The sequence below is a fragment of the Streptacidiphilus sp. MAP12-20 genome, from assembly GCF_041262525.1.
Taxonomy (GTDB): Bacteria; Actinomycetota; Actinomycetes; order Streptomycetales; family Streptomycetaceae; genus Streptacidiphilus.
On sequence record NZ_JBGCCK010000025.1, the window covers coordinates 62,820 to 78,732 of the forward strand.

Annotated in this window: 14 protein-coding genes; 6 read left to right on the plus strand and 8 right to left on the minus strand. The window is 71.6% G+C overall.

Annotation, left to right across the window (positions count from 1 at the left end; genetic code table 11):
* Nucleotides 1–94: 94 nt before the first annotated feature.
* From ABIA32_RS27910 to argG, 4 genes are all read right to left on the minus strand, one after another.
* Nucleotides 95–1,201 carry an ABC transporter ATP-binding protein gene (locus tag ABIA32_RS27910; protein ID WP_370101183.1) on the minus strand — a complete coding sequence of 369 codons (1,107 nt, stop codon included), beginning with the start codon at nucleotides 1,199–1,201 and terminating at the stop codon, nucleotides 95–97.
* On the minus strand, nucleotides 1,198–2,805 hold the full coding sequence (locus ABIA32_RS27915) for an ABC transporter permease (RefSeq protein WP_370101186.1): 1,608 nt from the start codon (nucleotides 2,803–2,805) through the stop codon (nucleotides 1,198–1,200). Before ABIA32_RS27915 ends, ABIA32_RS27910 begins: the two co-directional genes overlap by 4 nt.
* Nucleotides 2,802–3,866 carry an extracellular solute-binding protein gene (locus ABIA32_RS27920; protein WP_370101189.1) on the minus strand — a complete coding sequence of 355 codons (1,065 nt, stop codon included), beginning with the start codon at nucleotides 3,864–3,866 and terminating at the stop codon, nucleotides 2,802–2,804. The genes ABIA32_RS27915 and ABIA32_RS27920 overlap by 4 nt, the downstream gene beginning before the upstream one ends.
* Nucleotides 3,867–4,208: 342 nt before the next feature.
* Nucleotides 4,209–5,657, minus strand: a complete 1,449-nt coding sequence (gene argG / locus ABIA32_RS27925) for an argininosuccinate synthase (RefSeq protein ID WP_370101192.1) — start codon at nucleotides 5,655–5,657, stop codon at nucleotides 4,209–4,211.
* Nucleotides 5,658–5,914: 257 nt separating this feature from the next.
* Between argG and ABIA32_RS27930 the strand changes: the two genes are divergently transcribed.
* The 6 genes from ABIA32_RS27930 (at nucleotide 5,915) to ABIA32_RS27955 (ending at nucleotide 12,705) form a co-directional block, all read left to right on the plus strand.
* Entirely contained in the window at nucleotides 5,915–8,242 is a 2,328-nt protein-coding gene (locus tag ABIA32_RS27930) for a molybdopterin cofactor-binding domain-containing protein (protein WP_370101195.1), read from the plus strand.
* A gap of 74 nt (nucleotides 8,243–8,316) precedes the next feature.
* Nucleotides 8,317–8,793, plus strand: a complete 477-nt coding sequence (locus ABIA32_RS27935; RefSeq protein ID WP_370101198.1) for a (2Fe-2S)-binding protein — start codon at nucleotides 8,317–8,319, stop codon at nucleotides 8,791–8,793.
* Between the two features lie 222 nt (nucleotides 8,794–9,015).
* Nucleotides 9,016–9,885: an endonuclease III gene (gene nth / locus ABIA32_RS27940; protein WP_370101201.1), complete on the plus strand. Its 870-nt coding sequence runs from the start codon at nucleotides 9,016–9,018 to the stop codon at nucleotides 9,883–9,885.
* On the plus strand, nucleotides 9,882–10,628 hold the full coding sequence (locus ABIA32_RS27945) for a CoA pyrophosphatase (protein ID WP_370101204.1): 747 nt from the start codon (nucleotides 9,882–9,884) through the stop codon (nucleotides 10,626–10,628). The genes nth and ABIA32_RS27945 overlap by 4 nt, the downstream gene beginning before the upstream one ends.
* 96 nt (nucleotides 10,629–10,724) lie before the next feature.
* Nucleotides 10,725–11,903 carry a MarP family serine protease gene (locus ABIA32_RS27950; RefSeq protein WP_370101207.1) on the plus strand — a complete coding sequence of 393 codons (1,179 nt, stop codon included), beginning with the start codon at nucleotides 10,725–10,727 and terminating at the stop codon, nucleotides 11,901–11,903.
* Between the two features lie 103 nt (nucleotides 11,904–12,006).
* Nucleotides 12,007–12,705, plus strand: a complete 699-nt coding sequence (locus tag ABIA32_RS27955; protein ID WP_370101210.1) for a metal-dependent hydrolase — start codon at nucleotides 12,007–12,009, stop codon at nucleotides 12,703–12,705.
* Nucleotides 12,706–12,729: 24 nt separating this feature from the next.
* Here the strand turns inward: ABIA32_RS27955 and ABIA32_RS27960 are convergent, their stop codons facing one another.
* The 4 genes from ABIA32_RS27960 to nhaA all read right to left on the minus strand — a co-directional run bounded on the left by ABIA32_RS27960 (nucleotide 12,730) and on the right by nhaA (nucleotide 15,880).
* Entirely contained in the window at nucleotides 12,730–12,951 is a 222-nt protein-coding gene (locus tag ABIA32_RS27960) for a hypothetical protein (protein ID WP_370101213.1), read from the minus strand.
* Nucleotides 12,952–13,077: 126 nt separating this feature from the next.
* The gene (locus ABIA32_RS27965; RefSeq protein WP_370101215.1) at nucleotides 13,078–14,019 is read right to left on the minus strand and encodes an alpha/beta fold hydrolase; all 942 of its coding nucleotides are present in this window, start codon (nucleotides 14,017–14,019) and stop codon (nucleotides 13,078–13,080) included.
* Nucleotides 14,020–14,061: 42 nt separating this feature from the next.
* Complete coding sequence (locus ABIA32_RS27970) at nucleotides 14,062–14,508, minus strand: phage holin family protein (protein ID WP_370101218.1); 447 nt, start codon at nucleotides 14,506–14,508, stop codon at nucleotides 14,062–14,064.
* A gap of 82 nt (nucleotides 14,509–14,590) precedes the next feature.
* Nucleotides 14,591–15,880: a Na+/H+ antiporter NhaA gene (gene nhaA / locus ABIA32_RS27975; RefSeq protein WP_370101221.1), complete on the minus strand. Its 1,290-nt coding sequence runs from the start codon at nucleotides 15,878–15,880 to the stop codon at nucleotides 14,591–14,593.
* Nucleotides 15,881–15,913 lie beyond the last annotated feature (33 nt).

The window sequence follows — 15,913 nt, forward strand, 5'->3', positions numbered from 1 at the left end:
GACGGTCGCCAGCACCGGCTGACCAGAGACAGCGTCGCCATGGGCGATGACGCGTTCGCCCCGCATGACCAGGAGCGGACCTGGCGCTCCTGTCCTACCGGGACGACGACGCGGACACGTATACCGTCGGCGCGCCCGCGCTCTCGCCCGCGCTTCCGCTCAGCGCATGCGCCGGGCCGGTCGCGGTGAGGCGGACGGCGCTGCCGGGAGCGGGCGGGGACGCGTCGGTGTAGGCGACGAGGCGGTTCGGCAGACCGGAGTCCGCGTCGGCGGACAGCTCGACCCGGTGGTCGTGGCCGCGGAACTGGCTGCCGACCACCTGCACCAGGAGGCCGCTGCCCGGCTCCTCGACGGGGGCCAGCCGCAGTTGGCGCGGGCGGAGCAGGACCTGCCCCGCGCCGTTCTCCGCCGGTTCGCCGGCGAGGGGCAGAGTGCCCAGCGCGGTGCTCGCGGTGCGGCCGTCGAGGTCGGCCGGGACGAGATTCGCCTCGCCGAGCGCCTGCGCGACCTTGGCGTCGGCGGGCCGGTGGAACAGCTCGTCGGGCGTCCCGGCCTGGGCGATCCGGCCGCCGCGCATCACGGCGATCCGGTCGGCGAAGGCGAGGGCCTCGTCCACGTCGTGGGTGACCAGGATCGCGGTGGCGCCCGCCTGGCGCAGCGCGGCGGCGACCTCGACCCGCAGGTCGATCCTGAGTGCCGCGTCGAGGGCGGAGAACGGCTCGTCCAGCAGCAGGAGTTCGGGCCGGGGCGCGAGCGCGCGGGCGAGCGCGACCCGCTGCTGCTGACCGCCGGACAGCTGGTGCGGGTGCCGGTCGCCCAGCCCGACCAGGCCCACCAGGTCGAGCATCTCGGCGACCCGTTCGGCCCGTTCGGCCCGCGCGGCCCGGGGCAGGCCGAAGCCGATGTTGGCGGCCACGGTCAGATGCGGGAACAACGCCCCGTCCTGCGGGAGGTAGCCCACCCGTCGTCGTTCGGCCGCGACCCGGCGACGGCCGTCGTCCAGGACGCGGTCCCCGACCGTGACCGTGCCGGAGGCGGCGGGGTGGAATCCGGCGACCACGCGCAGCAGCGTGCTCTTGCCACAGCCCGACGGGCCCAGCACGCAGGCCAGTTGGCCGTCGCCCACGGTCAGGTCCAGGCCGTCGAGCACGGCACTGTGTCCGTGCCGGGCGTGCAGGTCGGTGACGGTCAGGCCGCTCATCGCGTCGCCTCTCTGGGGATACGGGTTCCGCCGAGCGTGCGGCGGGTGAGCAGGAGCACGGCGGGGACGGACAGGGCCGTCATCACCGCGGCGTAGGGCGCGGCGGCGCCCCAGGCCAGGCCGGTGGTGTAGGTCCAGAACTGGGTGGCCAGCGTGTCGGTGCCGGTGGGAGCCAGCAGCAGGGTGGCGGTCAGCTCGGTGCTCGCGGTGAGCGCGACCATGGCGAAGGCCGCGCCCAGCCCCGGCAGGATCAGCGGCAGCGTGACCCGCCGGAGGACGGAGAGCGGCGCGGTGCCGAGCGAGCGCGCGACGTCCTCCACCCCGTGCGGGACCTGCGCGAGCGAGGAGCGCACCGCCGTCAGCGCGAGCGGGAAGAAGAGCACCGCGTAGCCGACGACCAGCAGCGGCGGCTGCTGGTACAGCGGCTGCGCGTACCGGATGGCGAAGAAGACCACGGCCAGTGCGACCGCGATCCCCGGCAGCGCCCGGGTCAGATAGGCGGTCCGCTCCAGGGCGCGCGCCAGGCGGGTGTCGCGCCGCCACGCGTACAGCGCGACCGGCACCGCTGCCGCGGTGGCCACGGCCGCCGCAGTGAGCGCGTAGCCGAGCGTGGTCGCGGTCAGCGCCCAGATCGACGCGGACGGCAGGGTGGTGGAGCTGCCGCGCACCAGCCAGTAGCCGAGCGCGTAGACGGGCACCCCGAGTGCGGTGCCGACCAGGGCGGCCATCGCCGCGAGCGCGGGCCGGGTCCACCCGCCGAGTGGCAGCGGCCGGCCGGGGCGCGCGGTACTGCCCTCGCGGACGACGCGGCCACCACGACGGGCGGTGCGTCCCTCAAGGAGCAGCACGAGCAGCGCCAGGGCGACCAGGACCAGCGCGAGCAGCGACGCCGACGCGGTGTCGAAGGCGGTCTCGAACTGCGTGTAGATGGCGGTGGCGAAGGTCGTGTAGCGCAGCATCGCGAACGCGCCGTACTCGCCCAGCAGATAGAGCGTCACCAGCAGTGCGCCGCCCGCGAGTGCGGGCCGGGCCTGGGGGAGGGTGACCCGCCACAGCACGGCGGCCCGGCCGTGGCCGAGGCTGCGGGCGACCTCCTCCGTGCTCGCGTCGCTGCGCCGCAGGACGGCGGCGACCGGCAGGAAGACCAGCGGATACAGCGAGGACGTCATCACGAGGGCCGCGCCCCAGAAGCCCTGCACCGTGGGGAAGAGCGAGACCCAGCAGTAGCCGTGGACGAACTCCGGCACCGCCAGCGGCATCGCGGCCAGTACCGTCCAGGTCCGCTTGGCGGGCAGGTCGGTGCGCTCGATCAGCCAGGCGGCGCCGAAGCCGAGCACCAGCGTGGCGAGGCCGACCACGGCGGCGAGGGAGACCGTGTGCCAGAGCAGCGTCACGATCAGCGGGCGCCCGAGCAGCCGCTCCGCGCTGTCCCAGCCGGACTGGGTCGCCTCCAGGGCGACGAAGAGCAGGGGGCAGGCGGTCACCAGCGCGACCAGCCCGGCCACCAGCGGCAGCACCCGACCGGCCCGCCACCGCTGCGACAGCGGTGACGGGCCAGGGTGCACGAGGGTGCGGGGTGGGCGGGTGCTGCGGGTGGTGCTCACGACAGCAGGCCGACGCTCTGCATCAGTTGCAGCGCGGCGCTGCCGTCGCCCAGGTCGGCGGCCGAGGCGACCGGCCCGGAGTCCTGCAGCGAGCGGGTGAGCCGGCTGTCCTGGACGCCAGCCAGCAACGGGTACTCGTAGCTCTCGGAGGTCGCGATGATCTGCTGCGCGGGCTTGGAGACCAGGTAGGCCAGGAAGGCCTGGGCGGCGGCCTGGTGGCGGCCGGAGCTCAGCACGGCTGCGCCGGAGACGTCGACCAGCGCGCCGGGGTCGCCCTTGGCGAAGGAGGCCAGGGCGCTGTGGACGTTGCCGGTGCCCTGCTCGTCGCGGAGCCGGTACCAGTAGTAGTGGTCGATGACGCCGCCGGAGACCTCGCCGCGGTTCACCGCGGCGACCAGGTCCTCGTTGGAGCCGTACACCTTGGCGTCCGCCTTGAGCGCCTCCAGCCATGTCTTGGTGGCCGCGACGCCCTGGTCCTTGATCATGCGGGTGACGATCGGCGTGAAGTCCGTCTCGCTGGGCGCGACGCCGAGCTTGCCCTTCCACGCGGGCGAGGCCAGGTCCTTGACCGAGGCGGGCGCCTGGGCGGCCGTCAGCTTGCCGGTGTTGTAGACGAACGCGGCCTGTCGGGCGGAGACCCCGACCCAGTCGCCCTGGCCGGCACTGTCTGCGGCGGGAACGGCGGCCAGCGTGGCGGCGTTCACCTTCGCCAGGCGGCCCTTGCCCTCGAGCTTGGTCAGCGCGGGCGGGTTCTCCGCGACGAACACGTCGGCGGGCGAGGCGGGGCCCTCCACCAGGAGTTGGTTGGCCAGTTCCGCCTCGTCGCCCGAGCGCAGCTGCACCTTGACCCCGGTTCGCGCGGTGAAGTCAGTGACCAGGGCGCTCATGGTCTGCTTGTGCTGCCCGCTGTAGACGGTGATCGACTGGCCGGTGAGTGAGCCACCCGAGGACGACGAGGACGCGGACGCGCCGGAGCTGCCGCAGGCCGTCAGGGACAGCGCCGACAGTCCCACCAGCAGCGCCACGGTGGAGCGCTGAACGGACCGCACATCGACAGACACAGAAAACCTCCGACAGGAGACGAACCCAGCAGGCTCACACGGCACGCCGGAAGACCGGCCGCCTCATGAGTAGGCAAGGCTTACCTTAGTAGGCCCGCTGTGATGGTTGCCCACCGAAGTCGCCCTGTATGCGAAGGAGATGGCACGGAGGCGTCCGCCTTGGTCGCACTTGTCCCGTTTGCCCCAGGGATTGCAGGGAATTGCGTTACCGCTTCGAGACCTGGCTGAGCCGTGATGCTCCGTGAACGACGCGTGGGGTGGAGGACCCGAGATGCTTCCGGGTCGTCCACCCCACGCGTCGGTGCGGAGCTGGTGGGGCTGCGAGCCTGTGGGGCCGGACCGTCAGTCCGTGCCCGCCTCCATCGCCGCGAGGTCGAGCAGCTCGTCGTCGGCGGCGGGCTTGCCCCGGGAGGCGATGGCCTGCGCGCCGCCCTCGGGGAGGGCGTCGAGCAGCGAGGTGGAGGCGGTCAGCGCCGCGACGTCCGACGCCGGGCTCCCGGCGCCGATCAGGCCGAGGGCGGTGTACTGCTCCAGCTTGGCGCGGGAGTCGGCGATGTCGAGGTTGCGCATCGTCAGCTGCCCGATACGGTCGGCGGGGCCGAACGCGGAGTCCTCGGTGCGTTCCATGGACAGCTTGTCCGGGTGGTAGCTGAGCGCCGGGCCGCTGGTGGCGAGGATCGAGTAGTCCTCACCGCGGCGCAGCCGGAGGGTCACCTCGCCCGTGATCGCGGCGCCGACCCAGCGCTGGAGCGACTCGCGCAGCCGCAGCGCCTGCGGGTCCAGCCAGCGTCCCTCGTACATGAGCCGACCCAGCGCGCGGCCGTCGTTGTGGTAGCCGGCGACGGTGTCCTCGTTGTGGATCGCGTTGACGAGCCGCTCGTAGGCCGCGTGCAGCAGGGCCATGCCCGGCGCCTCGTAGATGCCGCGGCTCTTGGCCTCGATGATCCGGTTCTCGATCTGGTCGGACATGCCCAGGCCGTGCCGTCCGCCGATCGCGTTGGCCTCCAGCACCAGGTCCACGGGCGTGGCGAAGGTCCGGCCGTTGATCGTCACCGGGCGGCCCTGCTCGAAGCCGATGGTGACGTCCTCGGTCGCGATCTCGACGGACGGGTCCCAGAACCGCACGCCCATGATCGGCTGGACGAGCTCCATGCTCGCGTCGAGGAGCTCCAGCGCCTTGGCCTCGTGGGTCGCGCCCCAGATGTTCGCGTCCGTGGAGTAGGCCTTCTCGGTGCTGTCCCGGTAGGGGAGGTCGCGGGCGAGCAGCCACTCCGACATCTCCTTGCGGCCACCGAGCTCGCTGACGAACTCCGCGTCCAGCCAGGGCTTGTAGATCCGCAGGGAGGGGTTGGCGAGCAGGCCGTAGCGGTAGAACCGCTCGATGTCGTTGCCCTTGTAGGTCGAGCCGTCGCCCCAGATCTGAACGTCGTCCTCGAGCATCGCGCGCACCAGCATGGTGCCGGTGACGGCGCGGCCGAGCGGGGTGGTGTTGAAGTACGCGCGCCCGCCGGAACGGATGTGGAACGCACCGCAGGCCAGCGCGGCGAGCCCCTCCTCGACGAGGGCGGCCCGGCAGTCGACGAGCCGCGCGACCTCGGCGCCGTAGGCGGTGGCCCGACCCGGCACGGAGGCGATGTCGGGCTCGTCGTACTGCCCGATGTCGGCGGTGTAGGTGCAGGGAACGGCGCCCTTTTCGCGCATCCACGCGACCGCTACCGAGGTGTCGAGGCCCCCGGAGAAGGCGATTCCGACGCGGTGACCGACAGGCAGGGAGGACAGCACTTTGGACATGTGCACGAGTATGCACTGAACCGCATGACCATGCAATCCCATTCCGCGAAAGCCGCGCCGTCGCGCCGGTCGCGCCGGTCGCGCTGGTTGCGGCGGTCGGTGCGTGCGGGATGTGCGATCGATTGGCCTCGGATATCGGGCAGCACTGCCCGGAATCCGGAGTTGTCGGGCTCTTGCCAGGGGCTGCCTGGTGCTGGTGACCGACCATGTGCCAAGCTCCGCCGCGACACGTCGGCGCGAGGCCAAAGGGACGAGTGATGGGCGATCAGGAGCCGCAGTTTTCCGAGCCTGCGGACGGGGTCGGCCGACGCACCTTCCTCGGGTACGTCCTCGCGGCCTCCACTCTCACCGTCGCGGCGACGCTCGGCGAGGCAGGCCTCGTGTCGGCGCGGGCCACGGCCGCCGTACCGTCCGCGCCCGAGCCGTCCGAGCTGTACGACCTCAACGACATGCTCACGGACGCGGCGCTGCCGACCGCCAACCTGATCACCATCCAGCTCGGCACGGACGGTACCGCCTCGCTCGCGCTGCCCCGCGCCGAGGTCGGTCAGGGCATCACCACATCCTCCGCAATGCTGATCGCGGAGGAGCTGGACCTGCCGCTCGACCGGGTGCGGGTCACCCTCGCCGACGCCCGCCCAGAGCTGCTCTTCAACCAGCTCACCGGCGCGTCCAACACCACCATCTCCACCTTCACCCCGATCCGCGTCGCCGCCGCCATCGCCCGCGGCAGGCTGCTCCAGGCCGCCGCCACCGCGCTCGGGGAGCCGCTCTCCGCGCTGACGGTCAGCGCCGGCGTGGTCACCGCGTCCAGCGGCGCGACCATGACCTACGGGCAACTCGCCGTCGCCGCAGCGGGGGTGGTCACGACGCAGGTGTCCGTCACGCTCAAGGCGCCCACGCAGTTCACCGTCATCGGTACGCCACAGAGCCGGATCGACGCCCTGGACGCGGTGACCGGCCGCAAGCAGTTCGCCATGGACCTCTCCGTGCCCGGCGCCCTGCCGACCATGGTCTGCCGCCCGCCGACGATCAACGGCACCGTCCGCTCCGTGCAGAACCTCGCGGCGGTGCTGGCCATGCCGGGGATCACCGATGTGGCTGTCGTCTCCACCGGGGTGGCCGTGCGCGGCGCGACCTTCGGGCAGTGCATCGACGCCGTCCGGGCGCTGCAGGTCAGCTGGGGCCCCGGCACCGAGGACGCCGCCTCGGACGCGACGGTGCTGGCCGAGTTGGCCGCAGCCGAGCTGCCCTTGGTCGTGCCGCCGCTGCCGCTGCTCACCCAGGCCGTGGACGCGCGCTTCACCTTCCACTTCGCCAGCAACAGCGCGCTGGAACCCAACTGCGCGATCGCCGACGTCCGGCCCGGCTCGGCGGAGATCTGGGCCGCGCTCAAGTCGCCCGTCGTCGCGCAGGAGCACATCGCCGCGCAGCTCGGCCTGCCCGTCTCCGCGGTCACCGTCCATGTGACCCAGGGCGGCGGCTCGTTCGGTCGCAAGCTCTTCTTCGACGCGGCACGCGAGGCCGCCGAGGTGTCGAAGGCCATGGGTAAACCCGTCAAGCTGATGTGGCACCGCACGGACGACTTCCGCCAGGGCCGCACCCACCCGATGGCCACCTCCAGGGTCCGGGCGACCTACTCGTTCGGCCAGGTGCTCAGCTACGAGCAGCGGCACACCTCGGTCGCCACCGACTTCAGCCACGGCCTCGGCGAGGTCATCACCGCCATGGCGGCCAAGCTGCCGGTCGGCGACATCGGCTTCTCGGAGACCATCTTCGAGCTGACCCAGCAGACCCCCTACCAGTTCGGCGTCACCACGCAGCTGCTCAGCGAGGTCGACAAGGGCTTCAACACCGGCAGCATGCGCAACATCTACTCGCCGAACGTGCGCTGCGCGCAGGAGCTCGTCGTCGACCGGCTGGCCGCGGGAATGAACCAGGACCCGTACCAGTTCCGGCGCGCCTTCCTGAAGGACGCCCGCGCCCGTGCCGTCCTGGACCAGGTGGCCCAGGCGGGCTCCTGGGGCCGCGCCATGGCGCCGGGCACGGCGCAGGGCATCGCGCTGCACCCGGAATACCACGGCTTCGTGGCCGTCCTGGCCGAGATCGACTGCACGCCGGCCACCACGGGCCGCCAGATCCCCGACGCGTACACCGGGCCGCGGGTCACCAAGGTGGTCTGCGCCGTCGACGTCGGGTTGGCCGTCAATCCGCGCGGGCTCGAGGCGCAGATGATGGGCGGCATCATGGACGGCATCGCGATCACCCTCAGTGCCGGGCTGCACCTGCAGAACGGGGTTTTCCTGGAGGGCAGTTGGGACAACTACTTCTACACGCGGCAGTGGAACACGCCGCCCGAGCTGCAGATCATCGTGATGCCGCCGACGACGGGCACGCCGGGCGGCGCGGGCGAGCTGGCGGTCGCGGGCGCGATGGCGGCCGTCGCCTGCGCCTACGCCCGCGCCACCGGCACGATGCCCACCAGTTTCCCGATCAACCACGGCGACCCGCTCGGCTTCACCCCGCTGCCCACCGTGCCGCCGATCCCGGCCTCACCCACCGACGGCCTCAGTCGCGCCAACTGAGCCTGGTCCCGCCGTCGCGGCTTCCTGCCTTCGCGCCTTGCCCTTTCCTGCTTTCCGTCCTGAGGAGTTCCCACGTGCCGCAGCACAGCTTCGTCCTGAATGGGCGTCAGGTCACCGTCGATGTCGCGGACGACGTACGGCTGCTCTGGGTGCTGCGCGACGTCCTCGGCGTCACCGGTCCCAAGTACGGCTGCGGGCTGGGCGTCTGCCAGGCCTGCACCAGCCATGTCAACGGCAAGGCGTTCAACCCCTGCAGCGTCCAGGTCTCCGACCTGCAGCCCACCGATGAGGTGACCACGATCGAGGGCCTGCCGGCGACCGTGGGCAAGCCGCTGCACCCGATGCAGGAAGCCTGGCTGGAGTTCGACGTCGCCCAGTGCGGCTACTGCCAGCCCGGCCAGATCATGGCCGCCGTGGCCAAGGTGCTCCAGGCCCGCGCCGCCGGCCACGAGATCGGCGAGGCCGACCTGGACCAGATCCGCAACATCTGCCGCTGCGGCACCTACCACCGCATCCGCGAGGCGATCACGGCTGCGGCGAAGAACTTCTGAGCGTGCCGGGGCGGTCGGAGTCCGCTCTGCGGGACGCGCGGCGGGGGTCAGTGCCTCGCAACGGGTTCGACGCGCCACGCGCGGGTACGTGCGGGCTGGTACTTCTACGTGGCCGGCCGCTCCGCGCACCCGGTGATCAAGCCCTATGGCGGCGCTCGGACGGCGATCGCTGCGCGGCTGATGAGACCTTGGGCGTCCGTGGTGGGTCGTAGTCTGGCCGGTATGGCGAAGAGTGGCGTGTCCGTGACCGCTGGGGCTGCTGGTGGGCCGGGCTTCAAGAAGGCGAAGGTGCCTGCGACGCACACGGGGTTGGTGCGGCAGGCGCGCAAGATCAACCGGGCGTTGGCGGAGGTGTATCCGTACGCGCATCCGGAGCTGGACTTCGAGAACCCGTTCCAGCTGCTGGTGGCCACGGTGCTGTCGGCGCAAACGACTGACCTGCGCGTGAACCAGACGACGCCGGCGTTGTTCGCGAAGTACCCGACACCGGAGGACATGGCCGCAGCAGACCCGGAGGACCTGGAGGAGATCATCCGGCCCACCGGCTTCTTCCGGGCCAAGGCGAAGTCGCTGCTCGGGCTCTCCGCCGCACTGCGCGACACCTTCGGCGGTCAGGTTCCGGGCCGCCTGGAGGATCTGGTCACGCTACCGGGCGTGGGTCGGAAGACGGCCAACGTCGTGCTCGGCAACGCCTTCGGCGTGCCGGGGATCACGGTCGACACCCACTTCGGGCGGCTCGCCAGGCGGTTCGGGTGGACCGAGTCGGACGATCCGGTCAAGGTCGAGCACGAGGTCGGCGAGCTCATCGAGAAGAGCGAGTGGACCATGCTGTCGCACCGCGTGGTCTTCCACGGCCGCCGGATCTGCCACGCGCGCAAGCCCGCCTGCGGGGCCTGCCCGATCGCGCCGCTCTGTCCCTCCTACGGCGAGGGGGAGACGGACCCGGCGAAGGCAGAGAAGCTTCTCAAGTACGAGAAGGGCGGCCAGCCTGGTCAGCGATTGCAGCCGCCCGCCGACTACCCGCGCGAGGCCGCGGCGCGTGCGACGTCCGCCGGAGCGGCTGAGGCCGGAGCGGCCGGAGCGGCCGGGTGAGCGCGGCGGCCGAGGTGGGGGTCGTCCGGGAGGGGCTCCCGGACTGGTTGGTTCCGGTGCGGGACGTGGCCGAGTCGGTCGAACCGGGGCAGCTGAGCCGGTTCCTCCCGCCCGCGGAGGGCGGGCGGCGGTCCGCGGTGCTGGTGCTCTTCGGGGAGCAGCCCGGCCGGGGACCGGATCTGCTGCTGATCGAGCGCGCCCGGCAGCTCCGCTCGCACGCCGGGCAGCCGTCCTTCCCCGGCGGCGCACTCGATCCGGAGGACGGGGATCCGAAGGGCGAGGGCCGGATCCGCGCCGCACTGCGCGAGGCCCGTGAGGAGACCGGTCTGGACCCGGCGGGTGTGCAGGTGTTCGGGGTGCTGCCGGACCTCTACATTCCGGTGAGCGACTTCGTGGTCACACCGGTACTCGGCTGGTGGCACACACCGGTCCCGGTCGGTCCGGTGGACGAGGGGGAGGTGGCCGAGGTCTTCCGGGTGCCGGTCGCCCAGCTCGCGGATCCCGCCAACCGCGCCCGGCTCCGGCACCCGAGCGGGTTCCGCGGTCCTGCCTTTCTGGTCGACGGCCACGTCGTGTGGGGCTTCACGGCCGGCGTCATCGACCGGCTGCTCCACCACGCGGGCTGGGAGCAGCCCTGGGACGGCGCCCGTGAGGTCGAGCTCGGCGACGCCTCCGTCTTCGCGTCCCGCGAGGAGCAGGAGCGCGCCCGCGCGCTGATGCGCGGCGGCGGTGAGGGTGGCTGACGGGAGCGTCCGGCCGGCGTTCGCGCTTGTCACGAGTTGTCCACAGGCTGGGGGAGGGGCCTGCGCCCGCTCAGGGGGGCGTGGCAAGGTATCCGGGTGAACGTCCTTGATGTCCTGCTGATCCTGGCCGCCGTCGGATTCGCCGTGAGCGGCTACCGGCAGGGCTTCGTCGTGGGCGTGCTGTCCGTCGTGGGGTTCCTCGGGGGCGGCGTGCTCGCCGTCCAACTGCTGCCGCTGCTGCTCACGCACCTCTCTCCGGGCATGGTCTCCTCCGTCGTCGCGGTGGTCGTCGTGATCGTCTTCGCCGCCTTCGGCCAGGCATTCACCACGCACTGGGGCTGGAAGCTCCGCGGCCGCATCGGACGCAGCCGCGCCCGCGTGCCGGACGCGGTCGGTGGCGCGCTGGTGAACGTCATGGCGATGCTGCTGGTGGCGTGGCTCATAGGCTCCGCCCTGGCCGGCACCTCGCTCCCGACCGTCGCGCACCAGGTCCGCAGTTCCGAGGTGCTGAGCAGTGTGCAGGACGCGTTGCCCGGCGATGCGCCGACCTGGTTCTCCGATTTCACCTCCACCCTGGCCCGCAACGGCTTCCCGCAGGTCTTCGACCCGTTCCAGAGCGAGCCCATCACCGACGTGCCGGCTCCCGACCCGGCGCTGGTCAACAGCGCCGCCGTGCGCACGGCCCGGCAGAGCATCGTGAAGGTCATCGGCACCGCGCCCTCCTGCAGCAAGGTGATCGAGGGCACCGGCTTTGTGTACTCCCCGCAGCGGGTGATGACCAACGCCCACGTCGTCGGCGGAGTCACCACGCCCACGGTGCGATTCGGCGGCCGGACCTACGAGGCGCGGGTCGTGCTCTACGACTGGCAGCGTGACATCGCGGTGCTCGACGTGCCTTCACTGCCCGCGCCGGCGCTCTCCTTCGCAGGGAGCGCCCGCACCGGCGCCGACGCCATCGTCGCCGGCTTCCCGGAGAACGGTCCCTTCAACGTCCAGGCCGCCCGGGTGCGAGGCCGGATCCAGGCCAACGGCCCCGACATCTACCACCGGGGCACGGTCAGCCGTGACGTCTACTCGATTCGCTCGACCGTTCGCCAGGGCAACTCGGGTGGTCCGCTGCTGACCTCCGACGGCGAGGTCTACGGCGTGGTCTTCGCGAAGTCGCTGGACGACTCGCAGACCGGCTACGCGCTGACGGTCGACGAGGTGCGCGCGGACGCGCAGCAGGGCGCGAGCCTGACCTCCGGAGTGAACACGCAGTCCTGCGCGCTGTAGGCCCCCGACGACTGGGCGCAGCCGCCTCCCGGCCTGTCCGATCTTCCTGGTACGGTCGGGCCCGAGCGTGAGAACACGTCACATACCGGGAGGACGACCAGTCATGATGGGCCACTCGCACGCGGTGAGCGGGGCACTGCTCTTCGCGGCCACCTCGCCCTATCTGCCTCCGCTGGTGATGCACGCTCACCTGAAGCCGCAGGAGATCCTGATGGGCACGGTGCTCTGTGCGGGCGCGGCCCTGCTGCCGGATCTGGACCACCACGACGGCACCATCGCCAACTTCCTCGGCCCGGTCAGCAAGCTGCTGTGCCGTTTCGTCGCCTGGATCTCCGGCGGCCACCGGCACGCGACGCACTCCCTCTTCTTCGTCGCGCTGATGACGGCGGGCACCTGGGCAGGCGTCAGCTACATCGGGCGCGGCTTCACGCTGGGCATGACGTTCTTCCTGCTGGCGATGGCCGTGCGGGCGCTCAACCTGTGCCCGCCGGGTCACGGCTTCAACGCCTGGGGCACGGTCGTGGCCATGGCGGCGATCGGCACCGGCGTCATTGCCAAGTTCATTCCCTCGGCGCCGGGTTGGCTGCCCTATGCGGTCGGCCTCGGCTGCGTGGCGCACCTGCTGGGCGATTCCATCACCAAGATGGGCGCGCCCTGGCTCTGGCCGATCAAGACCCGCTACGAGATCGAGATCATCAAGAGCAGTGGCAACAAGCTCGAGACCGAGATACTCGTTCCGCTGATGGGCGTCGGCACGATCGCGCTGCTCTGGTTCACCGCGCTCGCGCCGCACTCGCTGTAGCGGACGACGCCGGCGCCGCGCTGGTCAGCGCTGGCGCAGCCGGGAGGTGACCCAGCGGGCCCGACGGCCGAGGATACGTGGGATGCCGACGTGGCTCACGGGCTCCAGCAGCCCGACGGCCAAGCCGGCGGTCACCTCTTCGGGGGCGGCTCCGGAGGGAAAGCCTGGGGAGCTGGTCACCGCTGGGGTCTGCTGCGAGCGGCGACGGTTTCGGGGCGCGAGGGCGCGGTCGTGCATCCAGCTCATACAGCAAACGTGCCCGCGCAGGCGCGTCGGTAATCCCGAGCAAAGGTTCCAATTGGCCTATGCGCGTGGCGTATTTGCCTACTGACTGACCGTCGCACCGGGCTCGGTCAGGGTCCCGCGGCCGGGTCAGCCGGCTGCGGCCGGGTCCTTGAGCCAGTCCAGCAGCAGGCCGGAGAAGGCGTCGGGCACTTCCTCCTGCGGATAGTGACCGACACCCTCCAGTACCCGCCAGGCGTACGGGGCGTCCACGTAGTCGCCGGATCCCGCCGCCGTGTCGGCCAGCAGCACCGGGTCCTCCGCGCCGTGCACGTGCAGGGTCGGAACGTGCAGCGTCCGGTTCATGCGGCGGGAGAACTGCAGGCCGTCGGGGCGGCCCATGGACCGCATCAGCCAGCGGTAGGGCTCGATCGAGCAGTGCCGGGTGTTGGAGAGCTGCATCGCCTGACGGTAGGTCAGCAGTTCGTCCTCGCCCGGCTGGTGCTGCGGGGCGGTCCAGGCCCGCAGGTACTCGGCGACCAGGGCCGAGTCGTCCGCCGTCAGCTGCCGCTCCGGCACCCACGGGCGCTGGAAGCCCAGCAGGTGGTCGGCGGCGAGGATCTGCCGCCGGTCGGTCAGCAGGGAGCGCCGGAAACGGCGCGGATGCGCGCTGGAGACCACCACCAGCCGCCGGACGAGAGCAGGGCGCATGGCCGCCGCCGTCCAGGCCAGGAAGCCGCCCCAGTCGTTACCCACCACGGTCGCGTCATGCGCGCCCAGGGACCGGATCACGCCGGTGAGGTCGAGCGCCATGTTCGACGGGTCGTAGCCACGGGGGGTGCGGTCACTGCCCCCGACCCCGCGCAGGTCGGCCGCGACCGCGCGGTAGCCGGCGCCGGCGAGCGCGGTCAGCTGGTGCCGCCAGGTCCACCAGAACTGCGGCCAGCCGTGGACCAGCAGCACCAGCGGGCCCTCGCCCAGCTCGGCGATGTGGAAGCGCGCGCCGTTGGCGGCGACGTCACGGTGCGTCCAGGGGCCCTCGATCCGGGGATCGAAGGTGTCACTGCTGGAGGTGGCGGGATCGAAGGCCATGGGGAGAGAGTGTCACACCCGCGGCCCTCGACGGCGCAGCGTCTAGCGGGTGAGTACCTTGTGCCCGTCGGTCGTGGTGATCGGCGCCGGGTGCGGCTTCGCGGTCTTGAGGACGTCGACCGTCGCCTTGGTCGAGGCGATGGTCCGCTCCGGCGGGGAGAGCTTCTTGAAGAAGCGCACCGCTAGCAGTGCCGCGAGGGCGGCGATGAGGACGAAGGCGCCTCCCACGATCAGGAAGCACCAGGCCAGGCCGAGACCGGTGGCGTGCAGACCGTAGGCGGCGGCGAAGCTGAACATCGGGATGGAGGCGAGTGCGATCACGGCGGCCACGGCACCGGCTGTGCCGCCCATCGCGCCGCGGGTCACATCCTTCTTGATCTCCTGCTTGGCCAGCGCGATCTCGTCGTGCACCAGCGCCGAAAGGTCGGCGGTCGCGGAGGCGAACAGCTGACCCACCGTACGCTCGGTCCCGGTCTCGGGAGCGACCATCTCGCGTCTCCTCATCCTGTGACGTGCTGGCTGTTGCTCTATCAGATCATGCCGCTACTCGACGGTACGTCACCACCGGACACTACGCCGTCTCGGCGTCCTCTTCGTCGCAGAGACGCTGGTACTTCCGGTTGCGCAGGCGGAGCAGTACGGCGGCCGCCACGGCGCAGAGCAGCGAGCCGACCAGGACGGCCGCCTTGCTCCGCGCGATCAGCTCCGGACCGTCCTTGAAGGCGAGCTCGGCGATGAGCAGCGAGACGGTGAAGCCGATGCCGGAGAGGACCGCGATCGAGAAGAGGTCGGCCCACTCCAGCTCGGGGTTGAGCTCCGCCTTCGTGAACCGGGCCGCCAGCCAGGTGCCGCCGAAGACGCCGACGCTCTTGCCCAGCACCAGACCGAGTACCACGCCGAGCGGAGCGGCCTCGGTGAAGACCTGCCCGATCGAGTGCGCGCTGATCGAGACCCCGGCTGCGAACAGTGCGAAGACCGGGACGCAGAAACCGGCCGAGAAGGGGCGCACCAGGTGCTCGATGTGCTCGCCGGGGGAGTGTTCCTCGCCCGGGTCCTTGGTGACACGCAGCATCAGACCCATCGCCACGCCGGCCACGGTCGCGTGGACTCCGCCCTCGTGCATCAGCGCCCAGATCACCACCGCCAGCGGCACGTAGATGTACCAGCCGTGCACCCGGGCCCGGTGCAGGAAGTAGAAGAGCACCAGGCCGAGGAGGGAGAGCCCGAGGGCCCAGAGCTTGACGCCCGAGCTGTAGAAGATCGCGATGATCAGGATCGCGATCAGGTCGTCGACCACGGCGAGCGTGAGCAGGAAGGCGCGCAGCGCGGACGGGAGGTGCGAGCCGACGACGGCGAGTACGCCCAGCGCGAAGGCGATGTCGGTGGCCGTGGGGATCGCCCAGCCGCTCGGGTGGCCGCCCTGTGCACTGTTGACGAGGGCGTAGATGATCGCTGGCAGCGCCACACCGCAGACGGCGGCGACGACCGGCAGCGCGGCCGCGCGCGGGTCGCGCAGCTCACCTACCACCAGTTCGCGCTTGAGCTCGATGCCGGCGACGAAGAAGAAGACCGCGAGCAGGCCGTCCTGGGCCCAGGCCTCCAGCGGCAGGTCCAGGTGGAACGGCTTGCTGGGCCCGATGGTGTACTCGCTGACCGTCTCGTAGGCGTGCGGCCAGGCGTTCGCCCAGACGAGTGCCACGACGGCGGCGGTCAGCAGCAGGATGCCGCCGACGGTCTCCGCCCGCAGGGCATCAGCGAGGAACGCGCGTTCCGGCAGGGGCAGCCGGGCCAGGAACTGGCGGCGCGGCGGCGGCGTCGGGGCGCTGCTCACTCGTGGGTACCTCGCTTCTGTCGCATTCATCCGCTTTGTCACATGCTACGGAAATACGACGGA